19 protein-coding genes and 3 pseudogenes are annotated in these 22,992 nt (G+C 67.7%); 10 read left to right on the top strand and 12 right to left on the bottom strand.

The annotated features are described in order from the left end of the window. The first annotated feature begins 261 nt into the window (after positions 1-261). Together OG405_RS11610 and OG405_RS11605 are read left to right on the top strand one after the other, a co-directional pair. Positions 262-1,785, top strand: coding sequence for an SDR family oxidoreductase (locus OG405_RS11610; protein ID WP_327151635.1), 1,524 nt, complete (start codon positions 262-264; stop codon positions 1,783-1,785). Positions 1,786-1,869: 84 nt separating this feature from the next. Then, the gene (locus OG405_RS11605) at positions 1,870-2,940 is read left to right on the top strand and encodes a DNA glycosylase AlkZ-like family protein (RefSeq protein WP_327151634.1); all 1,071 of its coding nucleotides are present in this window, start codon (positions 1,870-1,872) and stop codon (positions 2,938-2,940) included. Between the two features lie 62 nt (positions 2,941-3,002). Here OG405_RS11605 and OG405_RS11600 read toward each other — a convergent pair whose 3' ends face one another. Next, the gene (locus OG405_RS11600) at positions 3,003-3,740 is read right to left on the bottom strand and encodes a sulfite exporter TauE/SafE family protein (protein WP_327151633.1); all 738 of its coding nucleotides are present in this window, start codon (positions 3,738-3,740) and stop codon (positions 3,003-3,005) included. A 319-nt stretch (positions 3,741-4,059) separates the two neighbouring features. Here OG405_RS11600 and OG405_RS11595 point away from each other — a divergent pair, with 319 nt between their 5' ends. Continuing rightward, on the top strand, positions 4,060-4,518 hold the full coding sequence (locus OG405_RS11595; RefSeq protein WP_327151632.1) for a MaoC family dehydratase: 459 nt from the start codon (positions 4,060-4,062) through the stop codon (positions 4,516-4,518). A 17-nt stretch (positions 4,519-4,535) separates the two neighbouring features. On the opposite strand, the gene OG405_RS11590 is transcribed toward OG405_RS11595, so the two are convergent. The 4 genes from OG405_RS11590 to OG405_RS11575 form a co-directional block, all read right to left on the bottom strand. Further along, the gene (locus tag OG405_RS11590; RefSeq protein ID WP_442790695.1) at positions 4,536-4,844 is read right to left on the bottom strand and encodes a hypothetical protein; all 309 of its coding nucleotides are present in this window, start codon (positions 4,842-4,844) and stop codon (positions 4,536-4,538) included. Between the two features lie 54 nt (positions 4,845-4,898). After that, positions 4,899-5,720: a mycofactocin-coupled SDR family oxidoreductase gene (locus OG405_RS11585; protein WP_327151631.1), complete on the bottom strand. Its 822-nt coding sequence runs from the start codon at positions 5,718-5,720 to the stop codon at positions 4,899-4,901. A 116-nt stretch (positions 5,721-5,836) separates the two neighbouring features. Beyond that, positions 5,837-6,550: a 3'(2'),5'-bisphosphate nucleotidase CysQ gene (locus OG405_RS11580; RefSeq protein WP_327151630.1), complete on the bottom strand. Its 714-nt coding sequence runs from the start codon at positions 6,548-6,550 to the stop codon at positions 5,837-5,839. A gap of 116 nt (positions 6,551-6,666) precedes the next feature. After that, positions 6,667-6,813, bottom strand: coding sequence for a hypothetical protein (locus OG405_RS11575; RefSeq protein ID WP_063916227.1), 147 nt, complete (start codon positions 6,811-6,813; stop codon positions 6,667-6,669). A 523-nt stretch (positions 6,814-7,336) separates the two neighbouring features. Here OG405_RS11575 and OG405_RS11570 point away from each other — a divergent pair. Further along, the gene (locus OG405_RS11570) at positions 7,337-8,158 is read left to right on the top strand and encodes an SAM-dependent methyltransferase (protein WP_327151629.1); all 822 of its coding nucleotides are present in this window, start codon (positions 7,337-7,339) and stop codon (positions 8,156-8,158) included. 203 nt (positions 8,159-8,361) lie between these two features. On the opposite strand, the gene OG405_RS11565 is transcribed toward OG405_RS11570, so the two are convergent. The 3 genes and pseudogenes from OG405_RS11565 to OG405_RS11555 form a co-directional block, all read right to left on the bottom strand. Continuing rightward, positions 8,362-9,243, bottom strand: coding sequence for an acyl-CoA thioesterase (locus OG405_RS11565; protein ID WP_327151628.1), 882 nt, complete (start codon positions 9,241-9,243; stop codon positions 8,362-8,364). A 159-nt stretch (positions 9,244-9,402) separates the two neighbouring features. Further along, positions 9,403-9,762 (bottom strand): annotated as a pseudogene (locus tag OG405_RS11560) (SDR family oxidoreductase); the annotation flags it as partial. Between the two features lie 43 nt (positions 9,763-9,805). Continuing rightward, positions 9,806-11,032 (bottom strand): oxygenase MpaB family protein, encoded by a 1,227-nt coding sequence (locus OG405_RS11555; protein WP_327151627.1) that lies wholly within the window; start codon positions 11,030-11,032, stop codon positions 9,806-9,808. 234 nt (positions 11,033-11,266) lie between these two features. Here OG405_RS11555 and OG405_RS11550 point away from each other — a divergent pair, with 234 nt between their 5' ends. From OG405_RS11550 to OG405_RS11540, 3 genes are all read left to right on the top strand, one after another. Next, positions 11,267-11,920, top strand: a complete 654-nt coding sequence (locus tag OG405_RS11550; RefSeq protein ID WP_327151626.1) for a TetR/AcrR family transcriptional regulator — start codon at positions 11,267-11,269, stop codon at positions 11,918-11,920. Between the two features lie 123 nt (positions 11,921-12,043). Then, positions 12,044-12,562 (top strand): SRPBCC family protein, encoded by a 519-nt coding sequence (locus OG405_RS11545; protein ID WP_327151625.1) that lies wholly within the window; start codon positions 12,044-12,046, stop codon positions 12,560-12,562. A gap of 295 nt (positions 12,563-12,857) precedes the next feature. Then, complete coding sequence (locus OG405_RS11540) at positions 12,858-15,083, top strand: acyl-CoA dehydrogenase (protein ID WP_442790694.1); 2,226 nt, start codon at positions 12,858-12,860, stop codon at positions 15,081-15,083. A 69-nt stretch (positions 15,084-15,152) separates the two neighbouring features. Here OG405_RS11540 and OG405_RS29180 read toward each other — a convergent pair. Beyond that, a pseudogene (locus OG405_RS29180) lies at positions 15,153-15,275 on the bottom strand (DUF6980 family protein); the annotation flags it as partial. A gap of 228 nt (positions 15,276-15,503) precedes the next feature. Next, a pseudogene (locus OG405_RS11535) lies at positions 15,504-17,765 on the bottom strand (glycoside hydrolase family 3 C-terminal domain-containing protein). Between the two features lie 229 nt (positions 17,766-17,994). Between OG405_RS11535 and OG405_RS11530 the strand changes: the two are divergent. The 3 genes from OG405_RS11530 to OG405_RS11520 all read left to right on the top strand — a co-directional run bounded on the left by OG405_RS11530 (position 17,995) and on the right by OG405_RS11520 (position 20,376). Further along, on the top strand, positions 17,995-18,990 hold the full coding sequence (locus OG405_RS11530) for a transglycosylase SLT domain-containing protein (protein ID WP_327151623.1): 996 nt from the start codon (positions 17,995-17,997) through the stop codon (positions 18,988-18,990). Between the two features lie 374 nt (positions 18,991-19,364). After that, positions 19,365-19,787 (top strand): hypothetical protein, encoded by a 423-nt coding sequence (locus OG405_RS11525; protein ID WP_327151622.1) that lies wholly within the window; start codon positions 19,365-19,367, stop codon positions 19,785-19,787. A 256-nt stretch (positions 19,788-20,043) separates the two neighbouring features. Beyond that, positions 20,044-20,376, top strand: a complete 333-nt coding sequence (locus OG405_RS11520) for a hypothetical protein (protein ID WP_327151621.1) — start codon at positions 20,044-20,046, stop codon at positions 20,374-20,376. 659 nt (positions 20,377-21,035) lie between these two features. Here the strand turns inward: OG405_RS11520 and OG405_RS11515 are convergent. Both OG405_RS11515 and OG405_RS11510 read right to left on the bottom strand, forming a co-directional pair. Beyond that, a complete protein-coding gene (locus OG405_RS11515; RefSeq protein WP_327151620.1) occupies positions 21,036-21,419 on the bottom strand; it encodes a DUF2784 domain-containing protein in 384 nt (127 codons plus the stop codon). 40 nt (positions 21,420-21,459) lie between these two features. Continuing rightward, positions 21,460-22,890 carry an SDR family NAD(P)-dependent oxidoreductase gene (locus tag OG405_RS11510; protein ID WP_327151619.1) on the bottom strand — a complete coding sequence of 477 codons (1,431 nt, stop codon included), beginning with the start codon at positions 22,888-22,890 and terminating at the stop codon, positions 21,460-21,462. Positions 22,891-22,992 lie beyond the last annotated feature (102 nt).

The raw sequence follows: 22,992 nt of genomic DNA, 5'->3' as shown, positions 1-22,992 counted from the left end.
CGCCTACCCCTCATCCGCCCCGGCAAACGCCGCCGACGGGTGTTCGGGCCGCTCGGGGCCGCCGATCACACAGGGAGGTATCGACTGCGCGACGGTGTGCGGATCGGCGGTGTCGGAATATCCGGGCTGCGTGCGCGAGGCTAGCCTGCAGGTGTGTGATGACAGGATCCATCTGCTCGCGGGCACAGTGCAGGGCCCGGCGGCCCCGCCGAGCGCCTCGCTGCACCTACGACCGTGCGCAAACCTCGACGGAGGAGTCTCATGCGTTGTGTGGTGTTCGGAGCCACCGGGTACCTCGGTGGGCGTCTGGTGCCCGAACTTCTGCGGGCCGGTCACACCGTCCGGGTGATGGCACGGACGCCGGGCAAGCTGACCGACACGCCGTGGCGCGACCGGGTGGACATAGTGCGCGGCGATGTGACGGTCGCCGGCGACGTCCGGGCAGCGCTGCAGGACCAGGAGGTCCTGTATTACCTGGTGCATTCGCTGACCCGTTCGGATTTCGACACCGTGGACCGGGACGCGGCGACCATCGTCGCCCGCGAGGCCGCGGCGGCCGGGCTCGGCCGGATCGTCTATCTGGGGGGTATCGCCCCCGCGGGGCAGGAGCTGTCGAGGCATCTGTCCTCGCGCGCAGAGGTCGGCCGAATCCTGCTCGGCGGCACTGTTCCCGCCCTGGTGTTCCAGGCGGCGGTGGTGATCGGCTCGGGGTCGGCGAGTTTCGAGATGCTGCGCTACCTCACCGAACGATTGCCCGCGATGGTGACCCCGCGCTGGGTGCGTTCCCGGATCCAGCCGATCGCCGTACGCGATGTGCTGTACTACCTGACCCGCGCCGCGGAACTTCCGGCCACGGTCCACGGAGCCTTCGATATCGGGGGACCCGACGTTCTCACCTATGAGCAGATGATGCGGGTGTACGCGGAGGTGGCCGGTTTGCCCCGGCGGGTGATCGTCCCGGTCCCGGTGCTGACCCCGTGGCTGTCGGCGCAGTGGGTGAATCTGGTGACCCCGGTGCCGCGGGCGATCGCGGTCCCCCTGATGGAATCGCTGGTCAACGACGTTGTATGCGGTGAGCACGAGATCGCCCTGCATATCCCCGACCCCGAAGAGGGACTCACCGGGGTTCGCCGCGCCGTGGAACTGGCACTGACCCGGATCCGGGATCTGGACGTGCCGACCCGATGGTCGGATGCCGGGCCCGCCCCTTCCGAGCCGTTGCCCACCGACCCGGAATGGTCGGGCGGATCTCTGTACCAGGATCTGCGGGAACGGCCGACCACCGCCGACCCGGCCGCTCTGTGGACCGTGATCGAAGCGATCGGCGGGGAGAACGGCTGGTACTCGTTCCCGCTGGCGTGGTCGCTGCGTGGCTGGCTGGACCGGCTCGCCGGCGGTGCCGGGTTGCGCCGCGGCCGCCGGGATCCGCACCGGCTCCACGAGGGTGAGGCCTTGGATTGGTGGCGGGTGGAGCGGATCGACCGGCCCACCCTGCTGCGGCTACGCGCGGAGATGCGGGTCCCGGGACGAGCCTGGCTCGAATTGGAGGCAAGACCCGGGAACGGCGACGCCGCCGCGATCTACCGGCAGCGCGCCGTATTCGAACCGCACGGACTGGCCGGACATCTCTACTGGAAGTCGATCGTGCCGTTCCACGCGCTGATATTCGGCGGGATGAGCCGGAATATCACCGGGGCCGCGGAGACGGCAGACGGCGGCCGGTCCGGTCCCACCCGCACCGGTCCGTTCGGGCGGCTACACCTGCCGGGCCGGAAACCTCGCTGAATTCTGCCTGATCACAGCCGATTCCGGGTCGGTTCACCCGAACACCGGTGCGAGATGTCGGAGGCGGCCGTTACCCTCGCCGCTATGTCGCTGGCATGGTTGCGTTCCAACGCCGTCGCCTGGGCACTGCCACGCAGCCCGGGTTCCCTCGCCGACGCCCTGGCCGAGCTGGAGTTCGTCCAGGCCGATCCCATCCGCTCGCCCGCCCGGGCGCAGGATCTCATCCTGCGGCACCGGGTCCGCGGCTACCGGGCGGGTGATCTCGACCGCGGTTACCGCGCTCTCGGTGTCGACGAGGATCTCCTCTACGCCTACGGCTATACCGTGAGCCGGTTGCGCCCGTATCTGCATCCGCGCCACCACCCCCGCGGTACCGACGGTGAGTTCCCGCACGACGCGCGGTCGGAGCAGGTGCTGGATTTCGTGCGCGAACGCGGCATCGTCCATTCCCGCGAGCTGCAGGCGTATTTCGGTCATCGCGGCGTGGTCAACGCCTGGGGCGGCACCTCCTCGGCGACCACCGTCGCACTGGAGGAGCTGCACAGGTACGGATTGCTGCGGGTCGCCGACCGGGTCTCCGGTATCAGACGATACGAGATAGCGGACCTCCCGGAAATCGTGCTCGACCCCGACGAACGCAGGCGCGCCCTGGCACTGCGGGTGGCCCGGATCCTCGCCCCCGCGACGGAATCGACGCTCGCCTCTACCGTCAACCGTGTCATCCGGTCCATCGGCGGGGCGACCGGCTCCGCGACGATTCGCGAGTTGGTCGCCACCGGCGAACTGTCCGCCGACACCGTCGACGGGGTCCGTTACCTCTGGCCGGCCGACCTGGTCCCCGCCGACCGCCCACCGCAGGCCCGGGTCCGGTTCCTGGCGCCGTTCGACCCCCTGGTCTGGGACCGTAAACGCTTCGGGCTGCTCTGGGGCTGGGACTACCGATTCGAGGCCTACACCCCGGTCGCCCAGCGGGTCCGCGGCTACTACGCGATGCCCATGCTGTGGCGTGACCGCGTGATCGGCTGGGCCAACTGCGCGGGACCGGGCAGCGCGGTCGAGGTGGGTTATGTGGACGGCGCGCCGAAGGGCCGCGCCTTCACCATCGCGCTCGACGCGGAAATCCAACGATTGCAGACGTTCCTGAGCCCGGGGTAGCCGCCGGAGTGTGCGGTCGTACTCGCCCCTGCGGCGTGAAGCGGTTCCCGCCCGTCGACCGGTCAGCTGATCGCCAGATATCCGGCGAGCCCGAAGCCACAGAGCGCGACTCCGATACGCATAGCGGTCGGCGGCAGACGTGCCACGAGCGGTGGCCCGTACCATCCGCCGACGAACGCGCCGAGGCCCATGGCCACCGCGGCGATCCAGTCCACCGGCCCGAACACGGCGAATCCGACCGCCGCGACGAAATTGGCGACCCCGGTCAGCACGCTCTTGAGGACACTGGCCCGCCAGATCGTCTCCGAGGTGCATACGAGAATCAGTGCCAGGAACATCACGCCGACCCCGGCGCCGAAGTAGCCGCCGTACAGCGCGACCACGGCGGTGGCCAGCGGGTACAGCCGGGGGAAGCTCCTGCCTCCGGCGAGTTCGCGCAATTTGGGCTGTAACAGCAGGCTCGCCGAGGCCGCGGCGATCAGGAAGGGAACGACGGCGACGAAGACTTCCGCCGAGGTGGTGAGGAGCAGTGCTGCGCCGCCGAGCCCACCGACCGCGGCACAAGCGGCGTGTACGAGCAGCGACCGGGAATCGTCGTTGATCGCCGTGCCCGCCTTCGCGGTGGACCCGATTCCGACCGCCACCATGGCGACGGTATTGGTCACATTGGCCGCGACCGGGGGTAGTCCGGCGGCGAGCAGGGCCGGATACGAGATCAGCGACGCGATGCCGGTGACGTAACCGACGAGTCCGGCGAAGAACCCGGCGACCGTGACCAGGCAGAAGGTGAGCACGGTCAATGTCGGATCTCCTGCGGAACGGGGCCGGTGAACTGGGCCGCCGGGATGGGTTGGACGGCGAGCGGCGCGCGGGGGCGTCGAACCGTCTCGGCGTCGTTGCCGAATCGTGCCGGTGACGATCCGCCGCAGCTTAACGGCTGTACGGATCACTCGATCTAGGGGCGTGCGCCGAGTGCGAGGTCGGCTCGCTCTCCGTTGCTATTTGCGACGAATCCGATAAATGTCTCATCAACGCTTGAACTCGGAACCGAAGTGCGGAATACCTAGTAGGGAGCAGGCGATGTCGCGAGGGCGCGCCACGGACCGAAGGAGACACACTGTGCGCACATTCACCGGCAAGGGCGAGGTTCTCGGCGCGGTGGGGGAGACCCTGGGTACGAGCGACTGGGTGGAGGTCACCCAGCGGATGGTCGATCAATTCGCCGAGGCCACCGGAGACCATCAGTGGATCCATGTCGACCCGGAGCGTGCGAAGCGGGAGAGCCCGTTCGGGGGGCCCATCGCGCACGGCTACCTGACGCTGTCGCTGCTGCCGATGCTCGGTTCGCAGATCTTCGGTTTCGACAACGCCAAACTGGGAATCAACTACGGCTCCAACAAGGTTCGGTTTCCGAGTCCGGTACCGGTCGGTGCGAAGGTGCGGTCGACCGCGGTGCTGGCCGAGGCCACCGAAGTGGCCGGTGGGGCCCTGCAACTGGCCGTGGCGCACACCGTCGAGATCGACGGCGGGTCGAAACCCGCGCTCATCGCAGAGGTGGTGAGCCGGGTCGTGTTCTGACCCGGCTCCGGGTGACGTCAGCGGTCCGCGTCGGTGAAGCGGATGACTCCGCGGATGTTGCGGCCCTCGAGCATATCGGCGATTCCCTCGTCGATCTGCTCGAGGGAGTACTCGCGGGTGACCATATCGCCGAGCCCGAGATCGCCCAGTTTGTAGAGTGCGAGGACCTCCGGGATGAGCAGCTGCGGGTTACCGCCACCGAACAGGGTGCCGCACAGACTCTTCTGCTGAAATGTCAGTGCCGACAGGTTCATCCGCGGATTGGTCTCGGCGGCATCGCCGGTGGCGGCGAGTACGCAACTGCCGCGACCTGCGCCTGCGATCACGGCAGCGCCGCCCGCGCTGCCGCACCCGGGGCGGTATGCCGGGATCGTGCGGGTTCAGTACTGCGCGGCGCCCAGGTCGACCGAGATACTGCTCGCGGTGACGAATCGCGATTCGTCGCTCGCCAGCCAGCACACCGCGTCGGAGATATCCTCCGGCTGCGCGATCCCCTCCGGCAGCAGCGGGGTGTTCATCCGGCCGAGCAGCTCGTTGGTCTCCGCGGCCCGGGTGAGCGCGCCGACCATATCGCCGGACCCCATCGGAGTGGCGACCGGACCGGGCGCGACGCTGTTGACCCGGATCGAGTGTTTACCCAGCTCGGCGGCCAGCGCCCGGGCCATCCCGGTGACGGCGTGCTTACTGGCGGTGTAGTGGACCATGAACGGCTGCATCGCCACGCCCGACGCAGAACTGATCAGGATGATCGAACCGCCGCGCCCACCCTCGATGATCTGGTGCGCACCGGCGGTGACGGTGTTCCAAGTACCGGTCACATTGGTATCGAGGACGGCCCGGAACGACTCCTCGGTGATGGCATCCCACGGCTCGGGAACACAGATTCCGGCATTGGCGACGATGATGTCGAGACGGCCGAACGCGGCGACGCCTTCGTCGACGGCAGCGTGCACAGCGTGCCGATCGCGGGTATCGGCCGCGGTGGCGACGATCTTGCGCCCGGTCTCCTCGACCAGGCGGACGGTCTCGTCGAGATCGGCGGGGGTGGCGGCGTCATAGGGGACCGCGGGAGGCAACGGTCCGCACAGATCCACCGCGATGATATCCGCACCCTCCGCTGCCAGTCGTACCGCGTGGGCCCGCCCCTGACCCCGCGCCGCGCCGGTGACGAAAGCTACTCTGCCGGATAGTCGACCGCTCACTTGCCATTCTCCTGTCGTTGCGGACACATCCGACCATTGTGTGCCGATCCGGGCCGGGTGCGCACGGCCCGGTGTCACGCTTGTAGAGGGCCGGCCGGGCGCAGCGTCCGTGGGCACTACTCCGACAGTGCCTTCAGCGCGATCTCGGCCAGTTCCGGCCGACAGATGAGCAGGTCGGGGAGATAAGGATCGGGCCGGTTGTAGACCAGCGGACTGCCGTCGAGTCGGGAGACGTGCAATCCGGCGGCGGCCGCGACCGCGACCGGTGCGCAGGAATCCCATTCGTACTGTCCACCCGAATGGGCGTAGATATCGGCGATTCCCCGGACCACCGCCATGGCCTTGGCGCCCGCCGAACCCATGGGGACCTCGGTCGCCCCGAGGCGGGCCACCAGGCGCCGGACCTCGAACGAGGGTCGGCTGCGCGACAGCGCCACCCGCACGGTGCCGGGCAGTGGCGGCGCGGGGAGGGTCGGGGGCTGTCCGGTGTGCAGCACCAGACTCTGGGCGGGGAGCGCGACCGCCCCCGCGACGGGTATACCGTCCACCGCGAGTGCGACATGAACCGCCCAGTCCTCGCGTGCCGGTTCCCCGTATTCCCGGGTTCCGTCGAGCGGGTCGACGATCCATACCCGCGATCGCCGGACGCGGTCGCCGTCGTCGGGTGATTCCTCCGAGAGCACCGCGTCCGCCGGGCGTTCCCGCGCGAGTCGTTCGAGCAGGAAATTGTCGGATCTCCGGTCACCGACCGCGCCGCCGAGGTCCCGGATGCCGAGCAGCAGTTCGCCGGCTTCGCCGGCCAGTGTCGCGGCGAGTGTGTGGTCGTCCATGTGGATCCTTCCCGGCGAGCGATGCCGCCCCGATCCATATACCACGATGCGCTCGGTGCGCGGCCGGGCTATGAACGGCCCGGAGTCACCGGCCCGTGCCGGGCCGGTGCGGCGGGTCAATAGGCGATGAAAAGGATCTCGTCGCGGCTGTAATCGTGCCCCGGATGGTTCTCGGTGAGATGTTTGCGCACGATGTCGACCAGTTCGTCCTCGTTCGCCCCGGTGAGATGTTCGCCGCACGGGCAGTTGAGCCTGGTTTTCATCGGTATTCCTCTCTTCGCGTGGAACGATCGGGAACAGCGTACGTCCCCGGGCACCGACGCGACGGCTGTCGGGGGCACCGGCCGCCCGGCCCCGGATGCTGCTGCGCGGCCCACCAGGGAGGAGGCCGGTGTCGCGGAATTCTGTTCCCATCACGGCGGGGGCGATATCGCGCGGTACGCCGCAGTGGCCGAATGCGTGATGCGGACCGGTCACGGGGCGCTCCTCCCCGGTCGTTTGTACGCCGGTTCATGATGGCCGTCGCCGCACCCGGACTCGAGCGAATTTTCTCGCTCGCCGCGAGCGAAACTTATCGTTTCGAGATCTTTGTCGACGAATCTGTTCCCGGAGCGATGAATTCGCCGCACTGTGGTCGTCATATGTGTCGAGCCTCACCTGTCGATGCCGTGCCGTGCCGCACCACAACCGGATAGAGAGAAACCGATGCCAGACACGCCGTTCCGTCCATCGGCCGTAGGCCGTTCACCAGCCGGAGTCGATACCTCCCGGGCCAGTATCGCCCGTGTGCACGACGCCAGCCTGGGTGGGAAAGACAACTTCGAAGTGGACCGCCGAGCGCTCGAGGCGGTCCTGGAGGTCGCGCCCGGGATGTCGGAGGTCTCGCGGCGCAACCGGGCCTGGTCGCGCCGGGTGGTCCGGTATCTGGCGGGAATCGTCGGGGTGGATCAGTTCCTCGACGCGGGGGCCGGGCTGCCTGCCACGGGCAACACCCACGAGATCGCCCAGCTGGTGAACCCGTGGGCGCGGGTGATGTATCTGGACAACGATCCGATGTGTGTCGCGCACGGCCGGGTACTGCTGGAGACGAACGAGGACACCCTGTACCTCCAGGGTGACCTGACCGATCCCGGGATTCTGGCGGAGGATTCGGCGGTGTGGCGGTATCTGGACCGTGGGCGTCCGGTCGCGGTGATTCTCGGTTCGGTGCTGCATCACATCGAGAACGCGGCGAATCCGGCGGAGATCGTCGCGCGATGTGTGCGGGCTCTGAGCCCGGGATCGTTCGTGGCGATCACGCACTACTGGGATCCGGGTGACGATTCGGCCGAGCACGCGCTGGCCCGGGAAGTGGAACGGCGCTTCCTGGAAAACGGCCTGGGGACCGGCTGGTTCCGGAGGCGGGCCGAGATCGTCTCATACTTCGGTGAACTCGAGTTGGTCGAACCGGGCGTGGTGCCGGTCGACGAGTGGTGGCCGTCCGGCCCGGCGCGGTCGCCGGATACCCGCGAAGAAAGGCTGATCCTGGGGGGCGTCGGGCGCAAGGGCGAGCCTCGCGCGACGAAAGCGGCAGCGGAGCTGTCCGGATCGCCTACAACGATGTGGTGATGACCCTCGCCCGCCCGGCTATTCACCGGTGCCACTGGCCGTTCCCGGCGGGGCCGGGAACCCCGAATCCGGTCGCCGGTTGTGGGCTGCCGCTGAAGGGGCGACCGGAGTGGAACTCGCACTCGGACCGCGGAGCCCGCGGAATGCGCCGGTGGCCGGGGCGGCACCGGCGGCCGGCGAGATCGCCTAGCGGTTTGCGGGCTTCAGTGAGGCGTTCGGGGCCTGATCAGCCCCTCCTGCATCGTGGTCGCGCAGAGCCGGCCCGAGCAGTCCAGTATCTCACCGTGCGCAAGCCCGCGGGCGCCACCCGCCCAGCGCCCGTACTGGTCGTGCAGGAACCATTCGTCGACCCGGATCGGGGCGTGGAACCAGATCGAATGGTTGACGGTCGCTACCTGTAGCTCCCGGTCCTGCAGAGCTTCTCCGTGTGGACCGGTGGTAGCGGAGAGCAGCAGCAGGTCGCTCAGATACATCAGGCATGCGGCCTGCTCGAGGCCCGCGTCGGGTACCGGTTGCCGCGTACGCAACCACACCCGCTGCCGCGGGGCGGCGGCAGCCCCGCGCATGGCATACGCGCGGGCCGGCGGATCGGGGAACCGGGCGTCGACTCCCAGGGCGTCGAGGAAGGTGGTGGTCCACCGTAGCGCTTCCGGTTGTTCGGCGAAGACCTCCGCGAGATCGGGTACCTCGTCGGGGCCGGGGGTATCGAGTTCGGCGACCTGATGGGCGAGGCCGTCCTCGGGGCTGTGGAAGGAGGCGAGCATCGTGAAGATCACTCGGCCGCTCTGGATCGCCTCGACCCGCCGGGTCGAGAACGAGCCGCCGTCACGTACCGGCTCCACCGCGAATTCGGTGGGAACGGTGGTGTCACCCGGCAGCAGGAAATAGGTCTGGGCGGAATGGATGGGCCGATCCTCGGGCGCGGTGAGTCCGGCCGCCAGAACCGCCTGACCGGCGACCTCCCCGCCATAGCTACGGTGCGTGGGCCCGTCGTGGGCGCGGCCGCGGAAGCGATACTTCCCGACGCGTTCGAGGGTGAGCCGATCGGCCACCGATTCGGTGGGGCGAACGCTTTCCAGGGTCATGACCACCTCCGTGACGCGCGATGCGGACCGGTGCCGCAGCATCGTGAGACGTCGGATCCCATTATGATGCGCTCCCACCGAACGCCCCGACCCCGGCCCCCGGACGGCCACGGGGCGTCGCCGGCCATGGGTCGGACCGCGCCCCGAAGTCGCTCCGATTCATTTGGGCGCGAAGCGCATTCCCGCGTCCAGGCGCAGGCATTGGCCGTTGAGCATGCGGTTCTCGACGATGGCGGCGGCGAGTTTCGCGTATCCTTCCGGCCGGCCCATCCGTTTGGGGAAGGCATTGCCCGCGACCAGCGGGGCGACCATTTCCTCGGGCACCCCGGCGAGGATGCCGGTGTCGAACAGCGACGGCGCGATGGCCAGCACCCGGACGCCGACGGAACCGAGGTCGCGGGCCATGGTCAGTGCCATACCGGCGATACCGGCTTTCGCGGCGGTGTAGGCGACCTGCCCGATCTGGCCCTCGAAGGCCGCGATGGAGGCGGTGTTGACGATGACCCCGCGTTCGCCGTCGGCGTTCGGTTCGCCCTGGCGGGGTACGCCCGGATTGCGCGGATCAGGCCGTGGCCGGGATATTTTGCGCGGAAAGACCGACTGTCGCGGGCCCGGACCCGACCAGCATTCGTTTGAAGGCTTGCTGCTCGCGCATTCCGCGCTCTTCGGCGCGTTCCCGAGCGGCCGGGCTGATCCGGGTGGCGACGCTCCGGACCACATTGACCGGCATCCGGAGCAGCGGGTACCACGGCGGCATGTACGGCCAGAGTCCGAGTTCGCGCATCGCGCCAGGGCCCAGATACATGGTGGCGATCGAAAGATGCTGCGCGCGGGCGATTCTGCCGCGCAGCCATGGCAGGTTGGGATAGTTCCAGGTGAGCGGATCGTCGGCCATCGGCAGTGCGAGCCGGCGGGTGGTCTCGTCCGGGTTGGTGATGGCGGTCATGCAGTGGTACAGGATGCGCACACTGTCCCGGAATCCGGTGGGCAGCCATTCGTCGGTCACGCCCATCAGCCAGCCCACATAACGCGCGAGATGAGCGGCGGCCTCCCGGTCGGCGCCGGAGGGGAGGATTCCTATCGCCATACCGCCGACGAACGGGGCGATGAGTGCGCCGACCAGTGTCGCCGCCATATCCGTCTGATTGATGGGCAGCCCCCAGGCGTCGCCGTCCCAATCCGGCATGGCGCTCACGTGGCGTCGCACCAGCGAATGGACGAACCGCACATGCAGGGTGGATCGATAGCCGGGACCGAGTTTGTCCATCCCGTTCTGAACATCCAGCGCCCACTGCATGGTTTCGGCGAACCGCTGGGCGGGCCCTTTCTCGAGAGCTCCGGTGCGCAGCAGTGTCTTGTTGAATCCGGAGGCGAGGTAGCCGCCGAGGAAGGACACATCACGGGCCAGGTACAGCCCGTCGAATCCGCCCCGGCGCAGTACCTTTTCGCCGCGACGCAGAGTCTGCTCGTCCAGCCACGCCGGCGGCGTCTCCACGGCGGTGAAGAACTCGAGAAGCGGAGCGGGAGCGTCGGGTACCGAGTCGATCCCGGACTGCAGGGCCTGTTCGAACAGCGGCCGGGTGGTATTCATCCCGGTCGTGATCATCCAGTCGACCAGCGAATCCATCGGTTCGTCCCCGGTCAGCAGGGAGGTGCCCATGGCGTCCCACTGGTCGGCATCGGGAGCGCCGATTCCCATCAGTAGAGCGAAGGGCCGCAGCCCGGGAACTCTGACCGGAGCGGCGGGGTGACGGGTGGGAATCGCGGTACCCGTGTTCTCGAAACCCATGAAACAAATGTATTGACTGCGTTACATTGTGTCAATCATGGGGTTCACGAGGTCCGGGAGAAGTGGCTGGACGATTCCCGTCGTTACCCGGTACTCGCCGGCGATTGAACCCGCACGGACTGGTCGGCCACGATGGAGAGCGCCGCGCAGAGTGCCGAACTCGCGGTGGCCGTACTGCTGGAGCGAGCCGACACCGCCGGGGGCCCGACCGGGCCCTCTCTATAATTTCACCGTATGGTCCGCAGCTACGACGAAGTCGACGAACGGATCCTCGACGCCACCCTGGGGCGGATCCTGCAAGTCGGTATCCGGCGCAGCAGCCTCGACGATATCGCCCGCCGGGCCGGGGTGACCCGGGTGACGATCTATCGCCGGTTCTCGGGCAAAGACGATCTGATCGAAGCGGCTCTTCTACGCGAGATCGGCCGGGTGCTCGGCGAGGCCACCACGATCGCCACCACCACCTCGGGTGTCGATGCGCAGATCGAGGAGACAGTGCTCTACATCCTGCGGCTGACCCGGTCCCATCCGCTGGTCACTCAATTGCTCGCGGTGGCACCGGAGGAAGCGCTCGGTTTCTATACGGTGCGCGGCGAGGAGATGGTGTCGCAGGGAATCGAGTGCATCACGGCAGTCCTGGAAACCGGTCAGGAGCAAGGGGTGCTGCAACGTTATGAGGCGCGGCCGGTGGCGGAAATGATCGCCCGGATGGCGCATTCGCTGCTGCTGACACCGGCCGCCGGGGTGGATTTCGGTGATGAGGCCGCCGCGCGCGCGTTCATCCGGACGGCGATTGTGCCGCTGATGAAGTACGGATTCGGGCCGGGGCGGGGTGGGGCGTCGCTCGGAACGACTTCCGGCAACGGCCGTGTGGGTACCGGTTCCTGACAGATCGGCCCCGGGTGGTGAGGGCCCCGAGTCGTGCCGGGCCGCGGGGCTGTGATGTCCGCCGGGCCGCGGGACCGGTCATGCCTAGGATCGACGACAAGCGGCCCGACAAGGAGCACAACCGTGGTGAGAATTTCCCGGACCACCCAGGTGTCCGACGATATTGTGGTGGACATCGACCCGGAGGCCGCCTACGACGCGGTCACCGATCTGACGCAGATGGGCCGGTGGAGTCCGGAGAACACCGGGGCCGTCGTCCCGGAACCGGGCCGGCCCGCGTATCCCGGCATGGAGTTCGTGGGCGCCAATCGGCGCGGTCCCATGCGCTGGCACACCGGGTGCACGGTGGTGGTGGCCGAGCGGCCGAATCGTTTTGTTTTCGAGGTCCGCCGCTGGGGTGTGTGGAAACCGTTGCTGCCGGTGGCCGTCGCTACGTGGGAGTACCGCTTCGAAGAGGTGCCCGCGGGTACACGTATCACCGAGACATGGTTCGACGATCGCGCCGGGTGGCCGGATACGCCCGCGCTGTGGTTCGACCGGATCGCCACCGGCAAGCGGGGCTTCGCCGAATTCCAGAAGAGCAATATTCGGCGGACCCTGGAGCGGATGAAGGTCGAACTCGAGGCGGAGCGGGGGGTCTGAACCCGCCACGCGGAAAGCGCCACGGGCTGCCGCCGAGTGCTCGACGGTGCTGCTCCCGGGCAACGCGGCGGCCTGTAATCCGTCGATGACTATCGCGGCAGTGGTCGAGCGTGCGCTGGTCAACCTGGTCGCGCAGGATGTGGGGACGGTCATCTGAGCGCGTCGCCTCGCTCGAGCGGTCGGGCGGGATGAGCGTGGTACCGGAGCGGTCGAATCCCCCGGGCGTGGGTGAAACGTGTTCTAATCTATGGTTCCTGTACTGCCTCGGGAACCAGACCGAACCCCTTCGACCGGAATGAGAACCGTGCCTGTTGCGCTGACCGCCGACCAGGTGGCACTGGCCGAAACCGTGACCGGATTCGCCGGCCGTCGGGCCGGCCGGGAGTACACCCGCAAGAACGCCGAGCGCCTGAAAGAGGGTGTGCGGCCGGAATTCTGGCCCGAACTCGTGGCCCTCGGTCTCGCGGGCGTGCACCTACCCGAGGATGTCGGGGGCCAGGGGGGAACACTGGACGAACTGGCGGTGGTGATCGCCGAATCCGGGCGGGCGTTGCTTCCGGGTCCGCTACTGCCCACCGTGGTGGCGAGTACGGTCCTCGCGGGGGCGGCGGGCACCGAGTCCGTCGACGCCCTGCTGCGGAAATTCGCCGCGGGAACGACCGGTGCGGTGATCCCGCCGGAACATGCGATCACAGTGGACGGGCCCGCCGGCGACGACCCGCGGCTCACCGGCGAGACCGGTCTCGTGCTCGGCGCGGCCTCGGCCGAACTGTTCGTGGTGGCCGCGGCGGACGGCGCGGACACCCGGTGGTTCGTCGTCGATCGCGCTGCCGCCGGCATCGAGGTCGAGGTGAAGGACGGAGCCGACCTCGGCCGTGATATCGGCGTGGTGCGGTTCACGTCGGTATCCGGTGGGGTACCGGTGGCGCTCGATACCGAACGGTCCGCTGCGGTGGCCGTGGCGCTTTCGGCGGTCGAGGCCGCCGGGGTGATCCGCTGGTGTTCGGAAACCGCGACCGGCTATGTCAAATCGCGCACCCAGTTCGGCCGGCCCATCGGCGCTTTCCAAGCGGTGCAGCACCGTACCGCGCAACTGCTGATCACCGGCGAACTCGCCGCGGCGGCGGCCTGGGACGCGATCCGCGGTCTGGACGACGACGCGCGGCAGCGCACCCACGCGGTCGCGGGTGCGGCTCTGACGTCGCTCGGGAGAGCGGTACACGCGGCAGTGGAATGTCTGGGCCTGCACGGCGCCATCGGGTTCACCTGGGAACACGATCTCCACCTCTACTGGCGGCGGGCCATCTCGCTGGCCGCGCTCACCGGACCGGTGCAGTCGTGGGAACTGCGGCTCGGCGCGGCGGCCCTGCACGGCCCGCGCGACTTCGCCGTACCGCTGCCGGAAGAGGATTCGTCCTTCCGGGAGTGGGTTTCGGAGATCCTCGACCGGGCCGCCGACCTGGACAACCAGGGGCCCTCGAAGATCGGCGATACCGATTCGGTCAATCCCGGCCCACGCCGGACTCTGCTGGCGGACAGCGGTCTGGTATCGCCGCCGATGGCGAAGCCCTACGGTATCGAGGCCGGACCGCTCGAACAGTTGATCCTGCGGGACGAGTACGACCGCCACGGAATCGCCCAGCCCTCCATGGGAATCGGGCAGTGGGTGGTGCCGATCGTGCTGCACCGCGGTACGCCCGCACAACTCGCCAGGCTGGCGGCCCCCGCGCTGCGCGGTGAAGAGATCTGGTGCCAGCTGTTCAGCGAACCGGAAGCCGGGTCCGATGTCGCCTCGCTGAGCTTGCGGGCCGTCCGGGTCGACGGTGGCTGGGAGCTGAACGGGCAGAAGATCTGGACCACCCTCGCGCATCGCTCCGATTGGGGGCTACTGCTGGGCCGTACCGATCCCGATGCCGGACGGCACCAGGGACTCACCATGTTCCTGGTCGATATGCACGGTAGCGGTGTGACGGTCCGGCCGATCACCCAGGCCAGCGGCGACGCCGAGTTCAACGAGGTCTTCTTCGACAACGCCTTCGTTCCCGACTCGATGATCCTGGGCGAACCGGGTCAGGGCTGGACGCTGACCTTGGAAACACTGGCGCAGGAGCGGCTGTTCATCGGCGGTGTCCGGGATCCCGGACACAACAAACGGATCAAGGAGATCATCGAGCGCGAAGAGTACGCGGGCGGCCGGGACGACGCGGTCCGGGCCCTCGGCCGCATCAGTGCCCGCGGCGCGGCCATTTCGGCGATGAATCTGCGCGAGACGATCCGGCGCCTGGACGGTCAGCCGGTGGGCCCGGCCACCAGCATCGCCAAGGCGGCGGCCTCCATGCTGCACACCGACGCTGCGGCCGAGGCCCTCAACCTCATCGGGTCGGCCGGCGCGCTGGGCGAAGCCGTCTCCGAACCGGTGCACCACGAACTCGATATCCCGACGTGGATCATCGGTGGTGGAACCCTGGAGATCCAGCTCAACACCATCGCGACCCTGGTACTCGGACTACCGCGGAAGTAGGTGGGCACTCGCCGGGCGGGACCGCCCGTCCGGGGCGGTCTCCGAAGCAGCGACCGGCCAGGGCGTGTCTCAGAGGTTGTTCGAGGGGGCTGTTCGTTCGTGACTCCTGGCGCTGAAGCCGATCACCGCGTCCGGGCAGTCGAAGGGGTCGTCGTGCCGGTCGCAGCCCACGTTCATGTGGCTGGTCATAGCCGCACAGCAGTGATCGGCACCATCAGCAGAAGTAGATCATGGCCTGTGATGATCGCCGGGTGGTAGGTGGAGATCCGAGGGACGCGCAGTGGGTGGCTGGAGGCACTGCTGCCGAAGGGCGAGAAGCCCGGCCGTCGATCGTGATCACGGCTGGGCAGCGGGGTGATCCCCTCGCGGTCCGCTACGAGGTGGTGAAACCGTCCATGGACAGCCCGTGGCCTCCGCGCCTCAGTCGTTCGCACGGCGCAGCAGATCGTCGAGCTCCTCGGCGGTCATCAGACCGCCCAGATTCAGCGCGATCCGGCCGATCGGGATCGAGCCGATCATCCGCGCCATATCGACTCCCAGGTCGGCTCCGGCCGAACTACCCTGTTCGCCGATCAGCGGCTGTAGTTTCGCGCCGAGTTCGGCCCCCGCGACCGGATTCGCCATGACGTCGGAGAACGGTGATTCCCGGGTGAGGGGCACCTGTACCGCGTCGCCGGCGATTCGCACGGTCGTGTGTACCGGCAGGTCACGACTGGACCCGCCGATATGGACGGTGTACTCGCCGCCTTCGACGACCCAGCGGCCGGCGGGCTCGTTCCAGCGGGCGAATTCGTGCCGGGGTATCCGGACGGTTACCTCCTGCGCGACACCGGGTTCCAGTTCCACAGTCGTGAACCCGCCGAGCTCCCGGGGTGGGCGCAGGACCGACGAAGTCTCCAGACCCGTATAGACCTGGACGACCTCACGACCGGTGCGCCCGCCGCTGTTGGTCACTCGCACGGTGACCGTTACACCCTCGGTATCGGCGATCGCGCTCGGGTCGGCATAGTCGAAGGTCGTATAGGTGAGCCCGTGCCCGAACGGGAAGCTCACCTCGAGCTCGCGCCGGTCGTACCACCGGTACCCGACGAAGATGCCCTCTCCGTACCGGACATGTCCCTGTTCGCCCGGGAAATTCTCGTAGGCGGGTACATCGGCGAGTCGGACCGGTACCGTCTCGGTCAACCGGCCCGATGGGGCTGTGACGCCGAACAGCAGATCAGCGATCGCGCCGCCGGCCGCCTGACCCAGCAGTGCGGCGTCCAGGATCGCGCCCGCGGCCTCGACGATCGGCGCCAGCCGGAGCACCCCACCGTGCGCCAGGACGACAACCACCCGGGACTGGACCGCGCGTACAGCCTGCATCAGTTCCACCTGATCGGCGGGCAGCTCGATATGGTCGCGGTCGAAACCCTCCGATTCCTGCGCGGCCGCCAGCCCCAGGAACAGGACCGCGATATCGGCTCGCGCGGCCGCTTCGACGGCGTCGTCCCGCAATTTCGTGGCGGCGGAATCGGACCGGGTATCGAAACCTCAAGCGTGGGTGACCGTGGTGGATCCGGCGCGTGCGCGGATCTCGTCGAGTGCGATATCGACCCGGGTCGCGGCGACATGCGAGGAACCGCCGCCCTGATAGCGGGGTTCGGTCGCGAATTCGCCGATCACCGCGATATGCCCGCCGGCAGTCAACGGCAGGATCTCGTCGTCGTTCTTGAGCAGGACCGCGCACCGGGCTGCCACCGCGCGGGCGAGGGCGTGATGCTTCGCGGCATCCCAGGTCGTTTCCCGATCGGCACCCTCGGTGGCGCGAACGGCGAGCGCGGCGAGCCGCCGCGCGGAGGATTCCAGGGCCTGGGGGTCGAGCGATCCGTCGGCGACGGCGGCCGCGACGCGTAGGTCACCCGCCTCGTCGGCGCCGGGCATTGTCAGATCCAGTCCGGCGGCCACCGCGGCGACTCGGTCGTCGACAGCGCCCCAGTCGCTCACCACCACCCCGTCGAAACCCCATTCCGCGCGCAGGACCTCGGTGAGCAGCCAGTGGTTCTGGGCCGCGTACACGCCGTTGATCTTGTTGTACGAGCACATCACGGTCCAGGGTGCGGCCTCCCGGACCACGTGCTCGAACGCGTGCAGATAGATCTCCCGCAGCGGCCGCGGATCGATATCGGAACTCGAGGTCATCCGTTCGTGTTCGGTGTTGTTCGCCGCGAAATGTTTCAGCGACGCTCCCACCCCCTGCTCCTGGAGTCCGCGCACCCAGCCGGTCGCGAGTGCGGCCGTGAGTCGGGGATCTTCGGAGTAGTACTCGAAATTCCGGCCACAGCGTGGATCCCGCTTGATGTTGATCCCCGGCCCCAGCACGATGTGCACACCCGCCGCGCGCGCCTCCCGCCCGATCGCCGCCCCCACCTGGAAGGCGAGTTCGGGATCCCAGCTCTGCCCCAGGCCCACCGCGGGCGGGAAACAAGTGGCCGGAATACTCGGGCCGATACCCAGCGCGTCGCCACCCCGTTCCGGATCCTGGTACCGGAGGCCGTGCGGGCCGTCGGAGAGGGTGATGGACGGGATATCGCCGATCGGCTCGGTCGACCAGAAGTCGTGGCCACTGCCCAGCTGGGCTCGCTGCTGGACAGAGAGCTGAGCGACCAGGTGGTCCGGGGCGGAAGCGATCGGGTCCGGCACAGGGTTCCTCCTGACGGTTCGGTTTCGGTGTCGAACCTAGTCGGTGGAAGCGGGGCGGCGGTGGACACGACGAGAGTCGCGCGGGATACGGCGGCGTGCCGGAGAGGTTTCTCATCGGTCGTGGCGATGTGCGCCGAAGGGCGTTCTCACCAGCGGGAGGACTCGGCTGCGGCATCGAATGGAACTCTATTGGATACATCGTGGTGTATTGGGTGAAAGAAGGTGGGCGATGGCCGTCGGGAAGGACTGGACGCTCCGGCGCCCCCTGAACGCTCCCCTTCTGAACCCGTATGTGGACTACGCCGAAAAGGTTCTCAAAGAACTACAGAACAGTCTCGGCGATCGCGGCGCGAACACACTCACAGCCGAACAACTCGCGAAAAACGCGGGGGAGCTGCCCGGCGACGGCGATCTGGCGGAGAAGTTCCAGCTGAAGGATCAGCAGATCGCGGCCTACAAGGAGGATTGGAACACACTCGACAACCAGATCGCCGCGCTGGCCGCGCTGGCCGCCGACGACGCCAACGGTGCGTCCGGGACATTCGAGGACTTGCGGGATGCGGTCATCGATATCGTCGACAGCGTTCCGGACAATCCCACCACCCGCCAGCAGTTGGACGCTGTCGTGGCGATTGATATCACGGTCGGCGCCACGATCGGCAAGCTGCAGTCCACGCACAACGAGCTGGAGAACAAGTCCTTGCAAGTGCCGCAGGACTCGTCCGGTAGCAAGAGCGGTGGCGTTCCTGCCAGTTCGTTGCTGGGCGGCAGTAATTCTCCCTCGTCTTCCGCTTCCTCCGATAGTGACGACGACAGTCCAGGCGAGGAGGTCACCGGCACCTCCGGCCGACCCACGAAGATGCCCACCGGTGATCTGGCAGAGTGGATCGATCAGGCAATCGAGGTGCTGCGCGAGAACGGGTACGACGTCAAGGACTCCGACGCCGCGATCATCGCGACCATGATCGAGAAGGAATCCAGCGGTAATCCCAACGCCATCAACCTATGGGACAGCAACGCGGAAGCGGGGACTCCGTCGAAGGGGCTCATGCAGACGATCGACCCGACCTTCGACGCGCACGCCCTGCCCGGGCACGGCGATATCTGGAATCCGGTCGACAATATCTGCGCAGGTGCCGCCTACGCGATCGACCGATACGGTTCGCTGAGCGATGTGCCCGGCATCGTCAATATGTCCCAGGGGGCCGGCTACGTCGGGTACTGACCGAATCTGAAGAGATCGAAAAAGATTCGGATGTGGGCAGCGAAATCCGGACCGGGTGTTAACACCACCTCGTCGTGGGGGAATTAGAGTTCGGACGCGGCGCCACTCGGTGACGCGCAGGAGAGCAAGGAATACAGGACTTCAGTATGGGTCACCCGCAACAGCCCAGTCCGTACCAGCATCAACCCGGTCAACCGTACCCGGGACAGCCCGGGCCGGGACAGCCGCCGTACCCGGGGCAGTACGGTCAGCCGTACCCGCCCGGACCGCCGAGGTACGGCGCCGCCGGTGGTTATGGTGCTCCTCCTCGTTCCGGCGGTAACGGGGGAAAGGTCGCGCTCATCATCGGCGGCGTCGCCGTTGTCTTGATCGCTGTGGGTGTAGGTGGGTTCTTCCTGTTGAGTGGTGGCGGCGGCTCGATCGTGGGGGGTGCGTACGACGATCCGCGCGACGCCGCTCAGGCATGGGTCGATCAGGATTACGAACCCGAGGATCTGGTCTGCTCGGCGGATATGGACGAGTTGTCGAAATACGAGCAGCAGAACCCGACCAAGCCGACCGGCGTGCCGGATACCGACCTTCCGGAGGCGAAGACCACCCTGAAGAGTGTCGACGTCGCTTCGGGTAGCAGCGAGGGGACGTTCACCATCGAGACAACGATGGAGATCATGGGTCGCGAAACCACCTCGACGACGACCTACGACCTGGTGGAAGAGGATGGCGGTTGGAAGGTGTGCGGCATCCTCGACCCCGATATCGAAATAGATGATTCGGGCTTCGGCCTCGGTGGGCGCTAGCTCGCGGATTCGGTTCGATGATCATGCGGCGATTTCGGCGAGGCGTGGCCTGCGGCGCGCCTCGCCGAGATCATCTGCCGATGTTCGATCGGTACGAGGGCTGGGGCAGCGGACGTCACTCGGCTCACTCGGTAGGTCTGTGCCTATCGCGTAATCGAGCGGCTTTTCCGCTGATTCGAGCCACGCCATTCGATATCGGATCAATTCCTGTGGTATCGGGCCGGTTCCGACTCGGTGCACTCCCTACACTGTCCGCATGGCTGTTCGACGGCTGCTCGCCGCCCTCCTGCTCGTTTCCGCCGCATCGCTCGGCGTTTCCGCCTGCACGGCAACAGGACCGGGGGCGCGCAGTGAGTGCGAGGTCAGCGGCTGCACCGTAACCTTCGATCGCGGGGTGCAGGCGAAGATCAGCGTACTGGGGGTGGATACCGAACTCACCGCGGTGGAGGGCAATACCGTCACCTTGACGGTGGCGGGCCGGCCGGTCACTGTGCCGGTCGGTGAGACCGGGTCGGCCGAGGGCCTCGACTTGACGGTTCAGGAGATCGCCCAGGACAAGGTCGTGGTGCGGCTCGCGACCGGTCTCTGAGCGTTCGCAGCCTGACGGCCTGTTGTCGCCGCTGTTCAATGGTGCTCGGGGATCGCCTTCTCCGCCCACTGTCCGCAGCACCAACGGTGGCTGTTTCCAGGTTGGCCGATCGGCTCGCTGTCGATGCCGCACGCACTGCAGAGACCATCCGATCAGTCGAATGCAGCTGCCGCAGCCGATGGACAGCCCGGAACACCACAGTCCTCGTCTGGGTCGACATCCGAGTTGGACAGATCGTGCTCGAATTCGTAGTGGAAGCACACGTAATGCATCCCTTCGAACACATCATAGTTGTCCCGGCCCACCCGAACGGGCCGACTACAGCGTCGGCAGATCGGGTCACTGTCGATGTCGGGCATATGAAGATCATGGCAAATGGTGCGTTCCGGGTCGTTGCCGACTTCGCCGCGATCAGCTCGGGGCCCAGCCGATGCCGGATCGACGCGATTCCGCCGGCCTCCCGATTCCGGTCAGCTGCGGCGACGAATGCCGGTACCGAGCCGGCGGCCGGCCCCTGAACCGGGAGGGTGGCGGCCAGGTACTGTCCTGGGTCGGGCCAGTCGATCGGGGGCCGGCTCGCCGACGCCTCCCCCGTCTTCGTAATCACGGACCAGCCGCGCGCCGACGTCATCGCACCGTCACCGGCCGGGACGCTGGGGTCAACCGGCGATCCGCGCGGTCGGGCCCTGCGGATGCCGGGCACGCCACCACAGACCCGCCCATGACACCAGTACACAGGCAGCCACCAGCACCTGTACTCCGGTGAGCATGTTCTCGGGATAGATCACCCCGGTCAGGTAGTGGTCGATAAAACCTTCCGGCGGCAGGCCCGCCACTCCGGCGCGCTGCCGAGCCCAGTTCTCCGCATAGGTGAGCGGGCAGTCGTAGCCGACCAGGATCGTACCGAATCCCCAGGCGACTGCTGCCGCGTGCGCCCAGACGGTGCGCGGGAAGCGCCAAGCCAGGAAGCCACCCGCCACCACATAGCCGATGAACAGCAGATGCAGGATGGCGATCAGATCCGCGGCCAGCCGATACCACACCCTTCCAGGGTATGTCCTCGGATGAACTACGGCACCGAATTCACCACGGGGACGGCCGATAGTCCTTCAGGAAGCAGCCGTAGAGGTCTTCGCCCGCTTCACCGCGAACGATCGGGTCGTAGACCCGCGCCGCACCGTCGACCAGGTCCAGCGGTGCGTGGAATCCCTCGTCGGCGAGCCGGACCTTGGTGTAGTGCGGGCGCTCGTCGGTGATCCAGCCGGTGTCCACGGCGGTCATGAGAATGTTGTCACTGCCGTACATCTCGTTCGCGCTGGTGCGGGTGAGCATGTTCAGCGCCGCCTTGGCCATATTGGTGTGCGGGTGTCCCGGTCCCTTGTAGCCGCGGGAGAACTGCCCTTCCATCGCCGAAACGTTCACCACGTACTTCCGGCGCGCGGCTGCCGCGGCCAGCGTGGGACGCAGCCGGGAGACCAGGATGAACGGCGCGACCGAATTGCACAGTTGGACTTCCAGCAGTTCGGTCGGGTCGACCTCGCCCACGGTGTGTACCCAGCTGTTGGTGTGGGCGAGGTCGGGGACCAGGCCGCCGGCATCGATCGCGACTCCGCGCGCGATCCGTTCGGGGGTCGCCGACCCCGCCACCAGCGCCAGTTCGGCCACCTCCGCACCGGAAAGGGTCGGTGTGAGCGAGGCGGTGAGTGCGGTGGGATGAGCGCGGGTCGTCTGGCCGAAGGTCACCTTCTCCGGCAACTGCCCGGCTGGGAGCGGGCCGTCCTCGGCGCCGGCCAGGGCACTGTAGGCGCCGGGGGAGCGGCGTACGGTCTGCGCGGCATTGTTGATGAGGATGTCCAGCGGACCCTGCGCCGCGACGTCATCGGCCAGCGCCACGACCTGGGCGGGATCACGCAGGTCGATCCCGACGATGCGGAGCCGGTGCAACCAGTCGGCGCTGTCGGGCTGGGCGGCGAACCTTCGGATCGCATCGTTGGGGAACCGGGTGGTGATGGTCGTATGCGCACCATCACGCAGTAGCCGTAGCGCGATGTACATGCCGATCTTGGCGCGCCCGCCGGTGAGCAGCGCGCGTCGGCCGGACAGATCGGTGCGCGCGTCGCGCCGCTGATGGCTGGTGGCCGCACAGTCCGGGCACAGCTGGTGGTAGAAGGCATCGACCCGGGTGTACTTCTCTTTGCAGATATAGCAGCCGCGTGGCCGCAGCAGTGTCCCGGCGGATCCACCGGCGGAGGTGGAACTGATCGGGATTCCCGCGGTCTCGTCGTCGATCCGGTTGGGTGAACCGGTGGCCGTAGCGGCCACTACCGCGCGGTCGGCGTCGAGGACCGCCTGCCGGGCGGAGATGCGGCGCTGTCGTTTGAGTTCCTTGAACATCCGGCCGACAGCGCGCTGCACGGTGGTCGAATCCGGATGGCCGGGGTCCAGCTGTCCTGCCTGGTCGAGAACGCGCAAACATGTGGCTAGATCGGTCGGGTCGATACTGGGCTCGGCCATCGGTACGGGAAATTTCCTTCGGGAGCTGGGAAAGCGTGGCCACCATTGTGGCAAAACCCGCAGCCGCGACATCAGCCGGGCCGCTGGGACCGCTGTTGCGGA

The sequence above is a fragment of the Nocardia sp. NBC_01329 genome (assembly GCF_035956715.1).
Classification (GTDB): domain Bacteria; phylum Actinomycetota; class Actinomycetes; order Mycobacteriales; family Mycobacteriaceae; genus Nocardia.
The sequence above is the reverse complement of the archived record's forward strand: the minus strand, read 5'-3'. Positions and strand labels throughout refer to the sequence as shown.

Bases quoted from the DNA above. Each gene is read 5' to 3' on its own strand.
- OG405_RS11610 (WP_327151635.1), top strand. From the start codon at position 262: ATGCGTTGTGTGGTGTTCGGAGCCACCGGGTACCTCGGTGGGCGTCTG.
- OG405_RS11605 (WP_327151634.1), top strand. From the start codon at position 1,870: ATGTCGCTGGCATGGTTGCGTTCCAACGCCGTCGCCTGGGCACTGCCA.
- OG405_RS11580 (WP_327151630.1), bottom strand. From the start codon at position 6,550: ATGGACGACCACACACTCGCCGCGACACTGGCCGGCGAAGCCGGCGAA.
- OG405_RS11575 (WP_063916227.1), bottom strand. From the start codon at position 6,813: ATGAAAACCAGGCTCAACTGCCCGTGCGGCGAACATCTCACCGGGGCG.
- OG405_RS11565 (WP_327151628.1), bottom strand. From the start codon at position 9,243: ATGACCCTGGAAAGCGTTCGCCCCACCGAATCGGTGGCCGATCGGCTC.
- OG405_RS11555 (WP_327151627.1), bottom strand. From the start codon at position 11,032: ATGGGTTTCGAGAACACGGGTACCGCGATTCCCACCCGTCACCCCGCC.
- OG405_RS11550 (WP_327151626.1), top strand. From the start codon at position 11,267: ATGGTCCGCAGCTACGACGAAGTCGACGAACGGATCCTCGACGCCACC.
- OG405_RS11540 (WP_442790694.1), top strand. From the start codon at position 12,858: ATGAGAACCGTGCCTGTTGCGCTGACCGCCGACCAGGTGGCACTGGCC.
- OG405_RS11530 (WP_327151623.1), top strand. From the start codon at position 17,995: ATGGCCGTCGGGAAGGACTGGACGCTCCGGCGCCCCCTGAACGCTCCC.
- OG405_RS11520 (WP_327151621.1), top strand. From the start codon at position 20,044: ATGGCTGTTCGACGGCTGCTCGCCGCCCTCCTGCTCGTTTCCGCCGCA.
- OG405_RS11510 (WP_327151619.1), bottom strand. From the start codon at position 22,890: ATGGCCGAGCCCAGTATCGACCCGACCGATCTAGCCACATGTTTGCGC.